The organism is Novosphingobium sp. NFX11 (genome assembly GCF_057376415.1).
Genome location: NZ_CP080384.1, coordinates 2,672,293 through 2,687,233, shown reverse-complemented (window position 1 = coordinate 2,687,233; position 14,941 = coordinate 2,672,293). Strand labels below are relative to the sequence as shown.

The following is a 14,941-nucleotide window of genomic DNA, read 5'->3' as shown; positions in this document are numbered from 1 at the left end:
GATGAGCGATCCGATCAATACCTATCCCACGCGGCCGCCGGTTCAGGCGCCGACGATCTCGCAGGATCGCAGCCCGGCGGCGGTGGCGCGCCAGTTCGAAGGCGTCTTCGCAGGCCAGATCACCAAGATCATGATGGAAACCGTGGAGCAGGACGAGCAGTTCTCCGGCGGCCACGGCGAGGAGATGTTCCGCGGCATCCTGGCCGAGCAGATCGGCAACTCCATCGCGTCCGGCAAGGGCCTCGGCATTGCCTCGGCGGTCGAGGCGCAGATCATCCGCCTGCAGGGCGCGACCAATGCCGAATGACAACGAGACCGCCGCCGCCATCGTCGGGGTCATGACCTCGCTCTCCTCGGTCATGCGCGAGGAGACGCGCGCGCTGGAGAGCGGCATCCGCGCGCTCGACCTGGCCGAACTGGCCTCGGCCAAGGCGCGGCTCGTGGGCACGCTGGAGGAACACCTCGCCCGCGTGACGCGGCAGGAGCCGGGCTGGACCGCGCAGCTGGACGCCCCCTTGCGCGAGAGCTTCACCGAAGCGCTGGGCGAGCTGCGCGCCGCCTCGATGGTCAACGCCGCGCTGCTGGAACGGCACATCGAGCTGTCCGCCGACCTGATGGGCGCGATTGCGTCCGAGGCCAAGCGCCTGACCGGCAACCGCGCCTACGCCTACGGGGCGCGCGGCACCCTTGCCCGCGCGGACCTGACGACGCCGATTTCGCTCAACGGGGAGTTCTGAGCGGGTAATTTTCGGGAGCCCCGCCGCCCTCCGGCGTGCTAAGGCCGCAGTCTGTTTCGGGAAGGAGCGGCCTGATGGGCGGTATCTGCGGGAAACCGGTTCTGCTGCTGGCGGCGGCCATGGCATTCACCGCTTCGACGGCGCGGGCGCAGTCTGCGGGCACGCTGATCGCGGCCGATCCGGTCGCCACCGCGCCTGCCGGCATGAAGGCCTGGCGCATCCGCTACTGGACCCGTGACGAGAAAGACCGGCCCCTCGCGGTGACCGGCATGGTCGTCGCCCCCGCTGCCCCCGCTCCCGCTGCTCCCGCCCGGCCGGTCATCGCCTGGACGCACGGGCTGGTCGGCATCGCGCGCCGCTGCGCGCCGTCGCTGGGGGACGACAACTTCACCGTGATCCCCGGCCTGAAGGATGCCCTCGCCCGCGGTTATACCGTGGTCGCGCCCGACTATCCGGGGCTGGGGTCGGAAGGCGTGCATCCGGTGCTGATCGGCGTGAGCGAGGGCCGTTCCACCCTCGATGCGGTGCGCGCCGCGCGTCGCATCCCGGCGGCGGCGAGCGGCACCCGCTTCGCGCTCTGGGGGAATCGCAAGGCGGCCACGCAGCCTTGTGGTCCGGCCAGATCCAGGCACGCTACGCGCCCGAGCTGCAGCTGTCGGGGATCGTCGCGGTGGTGCCGCCGACCGACCTTCCCCGCAACTTGACGGAAGGCAGCGACCCGCGTGTGCGCGCCCTGTTGATCGCCTATACGGCGACCAGCTGGTCGCGGCTCTACGGCGCGCCCATGGCGACGTTCGGGTCGCCCTCGGTCCAGCGCGTGATGATGCGGCTCGCCGACAACAACTGCGTGCGCTTCGACGCCCGGCCCAAGCTGGGCACCATCGCCGGCATCGCCATTGCCCAGCGGGCGATCGCCAGGCTCGATTTATCCCGGCAGCAGCCCTGGGGCCGCATGATGCGCGCAAACAATCCCTCGGCGGCGGCGATCCCGGTCCCCGCCCTGATCGCGACCGGAACGGCGGACACGATCGTCGCCCCGGCCGTGGTGCGCGACTTCGCCCGCCTCGCCTGCAGGCGGGGCAGGACCGTGCGCTTCATGTCGATACAGGGGGCCGGCACGAGACCGTCGCGCGCAGCGAGGCGGCGGCGATGCTGGACTGGATCGACGCCCGCTTCGCCGGCCGCAAGGCACCGGGCAACTGCGGCACGTTCTGAAAGACGATTCCCGGTCAGCCCTTCCCGGCCTAAATTCCGAGCCATTGCTCGGTGTGTTTGCGCAAGTCGATCCCCGCGTTGTGGTCATATGCGATCCACGCGCTCGTCGCCAGCATCGTCCACAAGATGCTGAACAGCGATCCGACCAGGAAGTATTCGGCGAAATTGCGCTCGTCCATGTCCTTGAAGCGCGCGACGGTCTTGAGCGCGATCACAGCGGCAAGGATCTCCCAGCTATGGACGATGATCCCCGTGGCCAGGATCAGCCGTTCGAATACGCCGATCCAGCGGCCCGCGTTGTGCGCCGCAGTAGGAAGATGCGCGATGGAATCCTTCAGGCCGCTGAGGTGGAAGATCCCCCGGCAGATCAGGTTGCCCTCCCAGGTCAGCAGTATCAGGGCTACTGCGGTGTAAAGGAATGCGCACCCCATTTGTCGGCCCCCGGCAATCGGTATCGATGGTCGAGCTCGGCGAGCGCCTTGTGAATGGCGGCCCACTGGATGACATACAGCTCGAAGTCGCCTGCGCTTTGCACTTTGTAGACGTTGTGTACGCTGACATTGCGGGCGTTCGCCACTTCGGCGACCGAGGCCCCGGCCAGCAGCTTGACGATATCGCCGCGCTGGGCCTGCGACCACCCGCGCTCGATGGCGGTCAGGCTTGCGCCGCTTGCTTCCAGCAGGGTTTCGAGAAGCTCGTACTGCGGGAAGGAGAAGCGGTAACGGCTCGCAGAGCGCTTTTCCCCCAGACGTTCCCGCGCGTCGGCGAAGCCCGGCCCCATCATGTTCCAGGCGCGCCGGGAGTTGACCGGTGTTCTAAGATCGATGCTGCCGATCACGAAACGGCAGTCGATGTCCTTGCCGAGCAACTCGAAGCAGATCTCGCGCGCGGCTTGCGCGGCAGCCACCAGCGAGGTGAACAGGCCCTGGAATTCGTCACCGAGCGTTATCGTCAATGGCGAGGCCATGTCGGCGGCAAGGGCCTTGTTCTGGCGGTCGATCGCGGCATTGAACCGGGCGTGCAGGTCCCGGGGATCCGCATGCCGCTCGCTCCCCACGAGATCGCCCATGAGGACGGCATGGAAGGAGGGAGAGGAAGCCATGAACGCGGTGACGGCATCAACCCAAAAAAGGGTCACTTCAATTTTTAACCCAAATTCGGTGTAATCGAAGAATTATCCCAAAAACGGGTTACAACTCCCGGGGGCGAGCGCCGCGAGTGGCGTCGCCCTTACTCGAACACCGCGGAGAGCACCGCCGCGACGTCGGCCGGGGCGAGGGTGTCGAGCATCACTTCCAGATCAGGGCTTTGCGAATAGCCGAGCATGCGGCCGTGCCGGTCGGCGGCGACGGAAAGGACGCGCAGCGCCTCACCCTCGCGCACGACGGCGAGACCGCCGGTGGCGGGGTAGCGGTCGGGGTCCACCACCAAGGTAGCGCGGCCGGGCAGTCCCGCGCCCAGCGTCGGGCGGCCGAGGCGCAGGCCATAGGCGCGCGGGCCCGCGCTGCGCGGCGCCTCGACCTCGGCGCCGGTCGGGGTTGGCGCGATCAGGCCGCCGGGCAGGGGGTGCCGAGGACGGGAAGCAGGCGCAGGGTAGCGGCGTTGTCGGGAGCCATAGGCTCGGTCTTCGGCGCCGGAGCTGGAATCGTTGCCCGTGCTGCTACAGGAGCAGCAACCTCAGGCGCGCCGCCGCTCAGTTCGTCCTTCAGCGCTGCGATGCGCGTGCGCGACTTGGTGAGGCGGATCTCGGGGTTGGCGACCATCGGCAGCACCGCGTCGAGGTCCCCGGCGGCGTGGAGCGCCTCGACCTCGGCCATCAGCGCCTTGTCGTCGGGCGCGCCGAACAGGCGGCGCAGGGCGGCCCGCACGTCCTCGTTCCAGCGTTCCAGCGGCTTGAGCGCATTCTCGATCCGCGACAGTACCACCGGGGCAATGCCGTATTCGCTTTCGAGCACCGCGATCGTCAGCGCCGGATCGCCGCCGCGCCGCGCGCGCAGGGCGGCGGCGAGCAGCACCGCGCGCAGTTCGCCCTCAGGGTCGGCAGGGGCGGGGCCGTGGAGAGGTTCCGCCCATGCGGCGATGTCGAAACCTGGGGCATCGACGTCGATCAGCAGTTCCACGGGGTCCACGCCGAGCGCGCGGCCGAGATCACGCAGTTCGTCGGGCCGGGCGAAAATCTCTCCCCGCTCGATCTTGGAGAGGCGGATATAGGTTATTCCCGAAAGCCGCTCCGACAATTCTAGCAGGCTGCCGATATTGAGTTGCTTGCGGAACTTACGAATGCGGTTCGGGAATACGAGCATGCGATGGTAATCGATTGTCGTCATCGCCGCCTCCATTACTTGCCGTGGACCGGCCCGACCGCTTAATCCGGGCGACTTGTCGTTCATCGCAGATCTTGTTCCATTCTGGGGATGGCCGGGACTTTTCATGTCCGACCTTCCCGGTCAATGCGCCCATTCGGAGTGTTCTGCCGAATCGGGTCTTTTTCGCGACCGCCGCTTGATTGGCGGAACTTGGGAATTGGCGCTTACTGCCTTGCGATATCCTTAAAATTTCGCATTTCTTACGCAATCCGGCCAGTTGCCCTCCGCAAAACCGGAGTGTGGATGCGCAAAACGGCGGAATCTGTGGGTTTGCAGGATAACGCTGCAAGGTCCGAAATGGATGCGAAATTGGGGATGAGGGGGCGAATTTTCTGCTCGCCAAGGCTCATCCTTTAAGTGTCGGCTCAATCCTCCCTGTCGCGTAGCGATGGGGAGGTGGCAGTCGCGCAGCGACTGACGGAGGGGGCTTTGAGCGCGCTATCCCTCCACCACCGACTGCGTCGGCGGTCCCCCTCCCCATTGCTGCGCAACGGGGAGGATGCGGGTCACCCCTTGCCCACCGCCGTCTTCATCAGCGCCATCTGCTTGCGATAGAGGTTGGTCATCGCTGCATAGTCCTGCTGCACCTGGCCCAGCGACAGGAGCTGGTCTTCCAGCGTCACGTTGTTGCCGTCGGGCTTGGTCTCGCTGGTATTGCCGTCGAGGACGATGCGCCCGCCTGCCTGCGGGGCCCTGGCGCCCAGCGCGGTCATGCTGCTCGAGAGTTCGACGTGCGGGCGAGCCACGTGCGGCGTGCCGCTCGAGCCCAGCTGGCCGTCCACCAGTGCGGAGAAGTCCGGAGCCTCGACCGTCCGGGCCTTGTAACCCGGTGTCTCGGAGTTGGCGACGTTCTCGGCGATGACGCGCTGGCGCTCGGCCATGGACTTCATGGCGCGGCCCATGCCGTCGAACAGGGGGAGGGTGGACATCGGGTGCCTCCTTAGGAACCGGTGAGGCGCGAAAGCGCGGCCTGATAGCTGGCGAGCTTGGCCTGCTGGTAGGCGCTGCCGCCGCTGCCGGAAATGGTGCCGTCGACGATCGCCGCCTTGCCCGAATCCCAGTAGAGCGAGCGATAGGCTGACTGGATCATCGACAGCGCGCTCTTGACCCGGGAAAGCGCAGTGCCTGCCGTGGTGGCGTCGGTCAGCGTCAGCGCGCTGGACAAGTTCAGGTTGAAGCGCCCTCCCGGCGTCACCTTGGCGGCTTTCGGATCGAGCACCTTGGAGGGCACGAGGCGGATAGGATCGAGGCCCAGCTTGCCCAGGGCGTCCTTGCCGTCCGCGCCCGCGATCAGTTCCAGCGTGTGCCCGGACTTGACGTCGATCTTGAGGCTGGAGGCGCCGTCGGTGAAGGGCGTGGTGATGGTCGCGTCGGTGCCGGCGATCTTGCGGATCTTGGCGGCGAGGCTGGTCATCGTCTCGCCCTTCTCGATGGTGACGGTGCGCGCGGTCTCGCCGTCGACGCTGATCTTGAAGCTGTCGCCCAACCGCAGCGAGGTCTCGGCCACGAGGTCGCCGGTGCTCTGCTGGTTGAGCACGCCGCGGTGCAGGCCAAGCGCGCCGAGGCCGCTGGTCGCCCCGCCCGCGACGGCGGTAATGCGCACCGGCTCCACGGCGCTGCTGCGCTGGCCCCATTGCGAGACCGTCTGCACCGAGCCATCGGCGGGATCGATCCGCGCGACGAAGCCGTCCACGCTGCCCTTTTTCGCATCGCCCAGCGTCCCCGCCGTGCGACCGCCGACGTAGAGTGCGCCGTTCAGATAGGCGCCGCTGTCCGCCTGATCGGCGCTGTCGGTGCCGATGTAGCTGGTGAGGGTGGCGGAGAAATCCGGCTCGATCAGGGTGACGAAAGCGTCGGTCCCGCCGGAGAGACCATTGACCTGCGCGCCGTTCAGCGCCGTGCTGGTGGCGCCGACGACGGCGATCTGGCCGCTGTCCGACACCGCGATCGCCTTGGCTGAGGCATTGCCCAGCGCCACCGAGCCGAGGTCCGTGCTCAGCGATCCGGCGGCGATCTTGCGCAAGGTGGCGACGCCCTTCTCGTTGGTCAGCGCCAGCAGGTTGCCGTCCCCATCGATGGCGAGGGCCGAGATCGAGTCCGACCCGCCGCTGTCGATGGTGCGCCGCTCCTGCATTTTGCCCGACACGTCGAGCCGGACGATCACGGCGTCCCCGCCCCCGGTAGCGGCGCGCCCGGCGACGTAGATCGAACCATCGTTGCCGACTGTAACCGCGCTTGCGGTCTCGTTGCCGACCTGGCGGATCGCGGTGCTCGAAAGCTCCTCGCCCTTGGCGTTGAAGCGGCTGACGAGGAGGTCGGTCTGGGTATCGTCGCTGCCGTTGAACGCGCCCGAGACGGTGCCCGCGACGACGATCTCTCCGTTGGGCGCGATCGTCACCGCCGCGCCCGAGGCGGTGCCTGCCGCGCCGAGATTGCGCTGCCAGACCACCGTGCCCTCGCTGTCGACTTTGGTGAGGAACAAGTCGTCGGTGCCGTCGCCGGTCTGCGTGCCCATGTCGCCTGCGGTGGTGCCGACGATGTAACTATAGCCGTCCGCGTCGGTGGCGATGGCATTGGCGGCGGTCGCCGAAACGACGGTGTAGTCGGCGTTCTCGGCCAGTTCGGTCTTGGTGGATTTGGCGGTGGCGGCCGCGCTTGCGGCGGCGCGGGCGGTGGCGTCGGTATCCACGGCGTTGATCTTGCTCAGCCGCTCCCAGGTCAGCGATCCGGCAAGGTCCTCGATGCGGTAGACATTGGCCGAAGTGGGCGATTTGGTGCCGGAGATCGTCGCCGTCTCGCCGCTCGCCACCATCAGCGCATCGCCCGCCGCGACTTGATCGATCGAGACTTTCTCGATGCCCGAGGGGTTGAAGGTGAGGCCCCACTTGCCGTCGGTCTTCTCGACGGTGAAGTACGACTTCCACTGCGAGGTCGTATTGCCCTCGGCATCGAGGATCGGAGTGCCGCTGGCGTTCGTGGCGATCTTCGCGCCGATCGCGGCATTGAGCGCGGCGGCGACCGAATCAAGCGTCGGGGGCTGGGTGCTCGTCTGCGAAAGATCGACGCTGACGACCTCGCTGGTGGTGCCGCGGGTCAGGGTCACCTGAAAAATTTCACTGCCCGTCAGACCCTCGACCGGGGCCGCGCGGGTGGTCGAAACGCCGGTGCCGGCAACCGCGCCGGTGGCGTAGCGAGCCTCGACGCCCAGGGTACGGGTGCTGCTCGTCACCGATCCGAAACCAAGTTCGAGAAGGTCGGTATCGGCGCTCGAAAGGTAGCCCTGAAGGTCCGCCAGACCTTGCGCGAAACTCTTCTGCAAGGCCGCCCGCTCGGTCGCGGAAATCGTCTTGGAGGTGCCTGCCTGCGCCAGAATACGCAGGTTTTTCAGCGCCTTGTAAGTGGTAAAGGCGGTCTGGACGTCGGGCAGGTCCTCCAGCGAACTGTCGCCATTGGCATCGATGATCGAGGCGAGCCGCTTGACCGCCGCGACTTGCGCGCTGGTCGCGGTATCGGTGCCCAGAGCATCGAGCCACGGCGCCGTCGTGGTGGGCGTCGTGAACGCCTTCTTGGCCGCCGTTACCGCCACGCTGTCGGACGAGGCGAGGCTGCTTTGATAGGATGAATAGGCCGAGGTTCCTCCCAGAACCGACAGGCCGATCAACCCATTATTCAGACTTATCGTCAATTGTGCCTCGTGAGCCGGTTGCGTGGGTGTCCCTCCTATAAATAGAAGGAAGACCTTGCGATCGGATGAAATTGCGCATTTTTCAAGGAATCTCGCAGTGAACATGATGACCGCGGTGGGCGAGCCGCCGGAGCTCAAGAAATATTCGGGCACCCAGCGGGCGGCTGCGCTGCTGCTGGCGCTCGGTCAGGAGCACGGAATCCCCATCTGGCAGCAGCTGAACGACGACGAGATCAAGGAGCTGTCTTCCTCGATCGCGTCGCTCGGCCGCGTGCCTGCCGTCGTCGTCGAATACCTGCTCGGCCAGTTTTCGGGCGAGGTGTCCTCGATTACGACGCTGCACGGCTCCTACGAGACGACCGAACGGCTGCTCGAAGGCGTGCTCGCGCCCGAGCGCGTCAAAGACATTATGGAGGACATTCGTGGTCCCTCCGGCCGGACGATGTGGGACAAGCTTTCGAACGTCAGCGAAGGCGTGCTGGCGGGCTACCTCAAGAGCGAGCACCCGCAGACCGTCGCGGTGATCCTCCAGAAGCTCAAGCCCGACCACGCGGCGCGCGTGCTGGCGGCGCTGCCGCGCGATTTCGGCACCGAGGTCGTCATGCGCATGCTCAAGACCGAGACCGTCCAAAAGGACGTGATCGTGCAGGTCGAGCAGACGCTCAAGACGGAGTTCATGACCAACCTCTCGCGCGCGCAGCGCCGCGATCCGCACGAGACGATGGCCGAACTGTTCAACGCGCTCGACCGCTCGACCGAGGAGGCGATGCTCGGCGCGCTCGACGAGAAGGCGCCGGAGGAAGCCGAGCGCATCCGTGCGCTCATGTTCACCTTCGAGGATCTGTCGAACCTGCTGCCGAGCGCGATCCAGGTCATAGTGCGCAACTGCAACAAGCGCGAACTGGCGCTGGCGCTCAAGGGCGCGCCGGAAGAGATGCGCCGCCTGTTCTTCGGCGCCATGACTGAGCGCGCCGCCAAGCTGCTGCGCGACGACATGGCCGCGATGGGGCCGGTGCGCGCCCGCGAATGCGAGGCCGCGCAGGGCAACCTCGTCACGCTTGCCAAGGATCTGGGCGAGCGCGGCGAAATCGTCCTCGCCGACCCCAAGAGCGACGATGCGATGATCTATTGATGACGACTGATGGCAACTAACCCGAAGGCACCCGCCGACGGCGCGGGAACGATACAACCTTTCGGCTTCGACCGGGTGTTCTTCCACCCCGTTGATACGCCGTTTGTCCCCGTGCCCGGCGAGCCCGAGCCTGCGTCCGCCGCGGAAACCCTGCCCGAATCCTTGCGTGACCGGATCGAGGACCTTGAATCCCGCATCGAGCGCATGCAGGCCGAGCACCGCGCCGAACTCGCCCGCGCCCGCGCCGACGGCTTCGAGGCGGGCGCCGCGCAGGCCCGTTCGGAACGCGGCGAGGCGCTGCTGGCGGCGACGGACGCGCTTCACGCCGCGCTCGACGGGATCGAGGGGCAAGTCGAAGCCGTCGCCCGCCGCATGATCGGCGAGGCGGGCGCGGTCGCCCTCCACGCGGCAGAAATGCTGGCCGGCCACGCCATCGAAACCTCTCCCGCGCGCGCCGTGGACGAGGCACTGGCCCGCGCGCTGGAGCAAGTGGCGCAAGGCACCGCGCTGGTGGTCCGCGTGAACCCGGAAATGCGCGACGAAGTGGACGTCCTCGTCGAGGCGCGCGAGGCGAAATGCGGCCGCCCGCTGGCGATCACCGTGATCGACGACGAGGCCGTGCCGCAGGGCGACGCGCGCATCGAATGGACTTCGGGCGGCCTCAACGTCGATGCCGAGGCGCGCCGCGCCGCGGTGATGGCGGAACTCGCGGGGGTTTTACTCTGACGCCAAATCCTCCCCGACGCGTAGCGATGGGGAGGGGGACCGCCGACACAACAGGTGGTGCAGGGGAGAAACCCCGCCGTCAGCCCTGCGGGCTGCCACCTCCCCATTCCTGCGGAACAGGGATGATAAAGAGACCACACATTTTTGCGCATCCCGGCAAGTCTTGCCTAGTCTCATCCTATAATGCCCTCTGGGCGCGCGACAGGGGCGGCGCCGGGATCTCGGAAGGCCGGACTTGGAAGCGTTGCGCAATTTCATCGGGCAGATTGGAGTGCGCCGCGCCGCGATGATGGGCGGCGTCGCGCTGGCGCTGCTGCTCGGCCTCGGCTGGATGGCCACGCGTACGCCTGACAGCGCGATGGGCTATCTCTATACCGACCTCGATCCCTCGGCCGCATCGACCATCACCGAGAAGCTCAAGGGGCAGGGCGTGCCCTTCCAGCTGTCGGCCGACGGAACCGCTATCCTCGCGCCTGCCGACAAGCTGCCCGAACTGCGCATGGCGATGGCCTCCGAGCAGCTGGGCGGCAAGATCGGCTACGAAGTGCTCGACCAGGAGGAGCCCTTCGGCATCTCCTCCTCGCGCGCGAAGCTGAACGAGACGCGCGCGATCGAGGGTGAACTGACCCGTTCGATCGAAAGCCTGGACCGTGTCAGCCGCGCCCGCGTCCACGTCGTCATGCCCGAGCGCGCCATGTTCGAAACCGAGCCGCGCAAGGCCAGCGCCTCGGTCACGGTCAAGACCACCGGGCGGCTTCCGGCCGAGGCGGTTCAGGCGATCCGCTACCTGGTGTCCTCGGCGGTGCCCGACCTCTCGCCCGAGGCGGTGTCGGTGGTGGACCAGACCGGTGCGCTGCTGGCGCGGGCGGGCGAAGGGCAAGGCAGTTCCGGCGACATCGAGGAACGCCAGGCCGCCGTCGAAGCCCGCCTGCGCGACCAGATCGAGACCATGGTGGAGCCGATCGTCGGCCACGGCAAAGTCCGCGCCGAAGTGTCTGCCGTGCTCGAACGCGATCAGGTGCGTGAGGAATCCGAGACCTTCGACCCCGACAAGCAGGTTATCCAGCATCAGGTCAGCGTCGAATCCAGCAACCAGAGCACCGAGAAGACCCCCGGCGCGCAAGGCGCGACCGTCGCCACCCAGTTGCCCGAGAACGCGGCCGCCGCGCAGAACGGCGCGAACGGCGACAGCCGCAACGCAGCGCAGAACGAGACGTCCGAGGACACCACGTACCAGAACAGCCGCGTCCAGAAGGTCGCCGTGCGCACGCCGGGGCAGGTCAAGCGCCTGACCGTGGCGGTCATGGTGGACGGCGGCGAGAAGGGCCTGCCGCAGCCGCAGCTCGATCGCCTGCAGCGCCTCGTGGAGAACGCCGTCGGCTTCGACAGCGATCGCGGCGACAGCGTGGTGGTGGAGAACATGCCCTTCGCCGCGCAAGACGTGGACGGCATCGATGGCGGCCTGCCGTTCGGCCTGACCGTCGATCGCATCCTCGACGTGCTGAAGATCGTGCTGGTGGGCGGTATCGTCCTCTTCGCCATCCGCATGCTGCGCCGCCAGAACGCGCCCGCGCTGCTGCCGCCGCCCTCCGGTGATCTTCCCGAGGGCGAGGACCGCCGCCAGCCTGCGGGCAGCCTCTCAATGGCGCAGCTTGAACCGATGGGCGGGGCTGCGGACGATACCCCGCTGCTCGATCAGGAAGTGGCGCTTGCCCATGTCGATGGGCGGGTGAAGCTCTCCGCGATCAAGCGTATCGGCGACACCATCGCTTCCAACCCGGCGGAATCCGCCTCCGTCATCCGCCAGTGGATGAACACGTGAAAGGTATCCGATGAGCGACGAGCTCGACACCCGGCACCAGCTGACCCCGGCGCATCTGCCTGAGGAACCGGCCCCGGTCCTGAGCGGCGAAACCGCGCTGCCGCCGCGTCCCTCCACGCCGCCGACGCCCGACGACCTGCACGCCGTGTTCGACGTGCCGGTGAAAGTGCAGGCAGTGCTCGGCCGATCGAAGATGGACATCGGCGACCTGCTGCGGCTCAAGCCCGGCATGGTCGTGGAGCTGGACCGCCGCGTCGGCGAGCCGGTCGACATCTTCGTCAACAACCGCATCATCGCGCGCGGCGAAGTCGTGCTGATCGACGCCACGCTGGGCGTCACGCTGACCGAAATCGTCCGCAAGGAAGCATGATGGGTTCGCGTGATCATGATGCCACCCGGCTGATGCTGGTCGGCGAACTGGGCGACGCGGTGGGCCTTGCCAACGAGATGGTGCGCGGCTCGGCCACCCGTATCGGCGTGGAATCCGCACCTGCGGCCTTTGAAGGCTGGACCGGATCCGAAGCCGACATGGTGGTGGTGGACCTTGCGGTGAACCTCAAGGACGTGCTCGCGCGGCTGCGCGGCGGGCGTTCGGAGGGGTCCGTCACGGCATCGGTCTCCGGCCTCGTCGGACAGAACATCGCCGATGTCGAGCGCGAACTGATTCTCCAGACCCTGCGCCACTGCGGCGGCAACCGCAGCGCGGCGGCAGCAATGCTGGGCATTTCGGTGCGGACCATGCGCAACAAGTTGCGCTCGTTCCAGGCGGACGGGATGGCGGTGCCCCCGGCTCTTGCGGGCGTGGTGCGGGCCGAGATGGCAGCCGGGGTGTGATGAACGGTGCGCCCAGCCTCGGGGGCTTCGACACGCTCAGCCTGAGCGGGATTGGAAAGTCTACTTTTCCCCGCTCACGCTGAGCGTGTCGAAGGGTCAGGCGCAGCCTTTCGCAACCCTGCCGCAAACGGCAGCCTGACCCGATGGCCACCGCGCCCACCAAGTCCGCGCTCCCGCCGCAGGTCACGCAGTTCCTCGTCCGCCTCGGACCGGGGCGTGACCTGGCGTTGGCGCTGGGTGTGGGCGCGATCATCGCGATGCTCATCCTGCCGATGCCGGCGTGGATGCTCGACATGGGCCTCGCGCTCTCGATCACTGCTTCCGTCCTCATCCTGATGACGGCGCTGTTCATCGAGAAGCCGCTGCAGCTTTCCAGCTTTCCGACGATCCTGCTCATCACCACGATGCTGCGCCTTGGCCTGAACCTTGCCTCCACCCGCCTGATCCTCGGCCACGGGCATGAGGGGCATCAGGCGGCGGGCGGCGTGATCGCCGCCTTCGGCGAGTTCCTGATGGGCGGCGAGACCGTCATCGGCCTCACCATTTTCGCGATCCTGATCGTCATCAACTTCGTGGTAATCACCAAGGGCGCGGGCCGCATCGCCGAAGTGGCGGCGCGCTTCAGCCTCGACGCGATGCCGGGCAAGCAGATGGCGATCGACGCCGACCTCAACGCCGGGACCATCACCGAGGACGTCGCCCGCGAACGCCGTTCCGAGATCGAGCAGGAGAGCGGCTTCTACGGCGCCATGGACGGCGCCTCGAAGTTCGTGAAGGGCGATGCCGTCGCCGCGCTGCTGATCACCGCGATCAACATCATCGTCGGGCTGATCGTCGGCGTCGCGATCCACGGCGTGCCGTTCGGACAGGCGTTCACGACTTATACCATCCTCACCGTGGGCGACGGCCTCGTCAGCCAGATCCCGGCGCTGATCGTCTCGACGGCGGCGGGCCTGCTGGTGTCCAAGGGCGGCGTCGTCGGCAAGACCGGCGCGGCGCTGGGCGATCAGCTGGGCCGTTATCCCAAGGCGTTCGGCATCGCGGGCGCGCTGATGGGCATGCTGGCGCTGATGCCGGGCCTGCCGTTCTTGCCCTTCGCGATCCTCGGCGGGCTCTGCGGATGGCTCGCGTGGACGATGACGAAGAAGGCGGAAGGGGCGGTGGCCGCCGCCCGCGTCGAGGAGGCCGCCGCTCAGGCCCGCCAGAAGGCAGCGCAGGCCGAGGAGCCGATCGCCCGCACCCTTGCGATCGACGCGCTGCGCATCGAGTTGGGCTATGGCCTGCTCCCGCTGATCAACGACGCTAGCGCGGAGCCGCGCCTCGACGATCAGGTCCGCGCGCTGCGCCGCCAGATGGCGACCGACTACGGCTTCGTCCTGCCTTCGGTGCGCATCATCGACAACATGGCGCTGCAAGCGAACGAGTACGTCGTCTACGTCAAGGAAACCGAGACCGCGCGGGGTGAACTGCGCATCGGCAAGCTGCTGGTGATCAACGCCGGCGGGGGCGAGACCGGCCTCTCGGGCGAGGCCACGCAGGAGCCCGTGTTCAAGCTTCCGGCCCAGTGGATCGACCGCGAACTGCGCCAGGAAGCGGGCTTCCGCGGCCTGACAGTAGTGGACTGCGGCACTGTCGTTACCACCCACCTGACAGAGATCGTCAAGGACAACATCGCCGATCTTCTTTCCTATGCCGAGACGCAGAAGCTGCTTGACGAGGTCCACAAGGATTCGGCCAAGCTGATCGCCGACATCGTGCCCTCGCGCATCTCCGTCTCGGGCGTGCAACGGGTGCTGCAGAACCTGCTGGCCGAGGGCGTCTCGATCCGCGACCTACCGACGATCATGGAAGGCGTAGCCGAGGCGAGCCCGCTGACCTCCAACCTCACGCAAGTCACCGAGCACGTTCGTGCGCGGCTTGCGCGGCAGATCTCGGCGCAGCACACGCTGGACGGGACCATCCCCATCGTCGCGCTCGGTGCGGTGTGGGACGAGGCGTTCTCCGAGGCGATCATCGGGCAGGGCGACGACCGCCACCTCGCCATGGCGCCCTCGCAGTTGCAGGCTTTCATCGCCTCGGTGCGCGAGACGTACGACCGCCTCGCCGGGCAGGGAGAAATCCCGTGCCTGCTGACGAGCCCGAGCCTGCGGCCTTTCGTGCGCTCGATCATCGAGCGGGTGAGGCCCGCGACGGTGGTGCTCTCGCAGAACGAGATCCATCCGAGGGCGCGCCTGCGCAGTCTGGGCGCGATCGGGTAGGGGCTGACACGGATGGGGCAAATAAACCCCGTCATCCCAGCGAAGGCTGGGACCCTTCGACAAGCTCAGGGTGAGCGGGAGTGGCGTAAACCTCACAATTCCGCTCAGGCTGAGCTTGTCCAAGCCCTTGCGCCGCGCGCCGCGAGGTGGGCTGTTCACGGCCAGC

Annotated in this window: 14 protein-coding genes and 1 pseudogene; 9 read left to right on the top strand and 6 right to left on the bottom strand. The window is 67.3% G+C overall.

Annotated features, from left to right (window positions below; all coding sequences use genetic code 11):
- The first annotated feature begins 1 nt into the window (after position 1).
- The 3 genes and pseudogenes from KZO24_RS13800 to KZO24_RS13790 all read left to right on the top strand — a co-directional run bounded on the left by KZO24_RS13800 (position 2) and on the right by KZO24_RS13790 (position 2,085).
- Positions 2 to 307 (top strand): rod-binding protein, encoded by a 306-nt coding sequence (locus KZO24_RS13800; protein WP_036527407.1) that lies wholly within the window; start codon positions 2 to 4, stop codon positions 305 to 307.
- A complete protein-coding gene (locus tag KZO24_RS13795) occupies positions 297 to 737 on the top strand; it encodes a flagellar biosynthesis protein FlgN (protein ID WP_036527415.1) in 441 nt (146 codons plus the stop codon). The genes KZO24_RS13800 and KZO24_RS13795 overlap by 11 nt, the downstream gene beginning before the upstream one ends.
- Positions 738 to 811: 74 nt before the next feature.
- Positions 812 to 2,085, top strand: a pseudogene (locus KZO24_RS13790) (alpha/beta fold hydrolase).
- On the opposite strand, the gene KZO24_RS13785 reads toward KZO24_RS13790, so the two are convergent.
- The 6 genes from KZO24_RS13785 to KZO24_RS13760 form a co-directional block, all read right to left on the bottom strand.
- Positions 1,982 to 2,383, bottom strand: coding sequence for a hypothetical protein (locus KZO24_RS13785; RefSeq protein WP_036527418.1), 402 nt, complete (start codon positions 2,381 to 2,383; stop codon positions 1,982 to 1,984). The pseudogene KZO24_RS13790 and the gene KZO24_RS13785 overlap by 104 nt on opposite strands.
- Positions 2,353 to 3,090 carry a SatD family protein gene (locus KZO24_RS13780; protein ID WP_486486424.1) on the bottom strand — a complete coding sequence of 246 codons (738 nt, stop codon included), beginning with the start codon at positions 3,088 to 3,090 and terminating at the stop codon, positions 2,353 to 2,355. The genes KZO24_RS13785 and KZO24_RS13780 overlap by 31 nt, the downstream gene beginning before the upstream one ends.
- Before the next feature lie 92 nt (positions 3,091 to 3,182).
- Entirely contained in the window at positions 3,183 to 3,380 is a 198-nt protein-coding gene (locus tag KZO24_RS13775; RefSeq protein ID WP_486486423.1) for a hypothetical protein, read from the bottom strand.
- A gap of 119 nt (positions 3,381 to 3,499) precedes the next feature.
- Complete coding sequence (locus KZO24_RS13770) at positions 3,500 to 4,279, bottom strand: helix-turn-helix domain-containing protein (RefSeq protein WP_486486422.1); 780 nt, start codon at positions 4,277 to 4,279, stop codon at positions 3,500 to 3,502.
- A gap of 545 nt (positions 4,280 to 4,824) precedes the next feature.
- Entirely contained in the window at positions 4,825 to 5,247 is a 423-nt protein-coding gene (locus tag KZO24_RS13765) for a flagellar basal body protein (protein WP_486486421.1), read from the bottom strand.
- An 11-nt stretch (positions 5,248 to 5,258) separates the two neighbouring features.
- The gene (locus KZO24_RS13760; RefSeq protein WP_486486420.1) at positions 5,259 to 8,003 is read right to left on the bottom strand and encodes a hypothetical protein; all 2,745 of its coding nucleotides are present in this window, start codon (positions 8,001 to 8,003) and stop codon (positions 5,259 to 5,261) included.
- Positions 8,004 to 8,106: 103 nt separating this feature from the next.
- Between KZO24_RS13760 and KZO24_RS13755 the strand changes: the two genes are divergently transcribed.
- The 6 genes from KZO24_RS13755 to flhA all read left to right on the top strand — a co-directional run bounded on the left by KZO24_RS13755 (position 8,107) and on the right by flhA (position 14,775).
- Positions 8,107 to 9,135, top strand: a complete 1,029-nt coding sequence (locus KZO24_RS13755; RefSeq protein ID WP_036527424.1) for a flagellar motor switch protein FliG — start codon at positions 8,107 to 8,109, stop codon at positions 9,133 to 9,135.
- A gap of 9 nt (positions 9,136 to 9,144) precedes the next feature.
- Positions 9,145 to 9,861 (top strand): FliH/SctL family protein, encoded by a 717-nt coding sequence (locus KZO24_RS13750; protein WP_036527426.1) that lies wholly within the window; start codon positions 9,145 to 9,147, stop codon positions 9,859 to 9,861.
- A gap of 235 nt (positions 9,862 to 10,096) precedes the next feature.
- Positions 10,097 to 11,683 carry a flagellar basal-body MS-ring/collar protein FliF gene (fliF, locus tag KZO24_RS13745; protein ID WP_036527428.1) on the top strand — a complete coding sequence of 529 codons (1,587 nt, stop codon included), beginning with the start codon at positions 10,097 to 10,099 and terminating at the stop codon, positions 11,681 to 11,683.
- Positions 11,684 to 11,693: 10 nt separating this feature from the next.
- Complete coding sequence (fliN, locus tag KZO24_RS13740; RefSeq protein ID WP_008831931.1) at positions 11,694 to 12,053, top strand: flagellar motor switch protein FliN; 360 nt, start codon at positions 11,694 to 11,696, stop codon at positions 12,051 to 12,053.
- Positions 12,050 to 12,517, top strand: a complete 468-nt coding sequence (locus KZO24_RS13735; protein ID WP_486486419.1) for a helix-turn-helix domain-containing protein — start codon at positions 12,050 to 12,052, stop codon at positions 12,515 to 12,517. The genes fliN and KZO24_RS13735 overlap by 4 nt, the downstream gene beginning before the upstream one ends.
- 143 nt (positions 12,518 to 12,660) lie before the next feature.
- Positions 12,661 to 14,775 (top strand): flagellar biosynthesis protein FlhA, encoded by a 2,115-nt coding sequence (gene flhA / locus KZO24_RS13730; RefSeq protein ID WP_036527435.1) that lies wholly within the window; start codon positions 12,661 to 12,663, stop codon positions 14,773 to 14,775.
- The last annotated feature ends 166 nt before the right edge of the window (positions 14,776 to 14,941 follow it).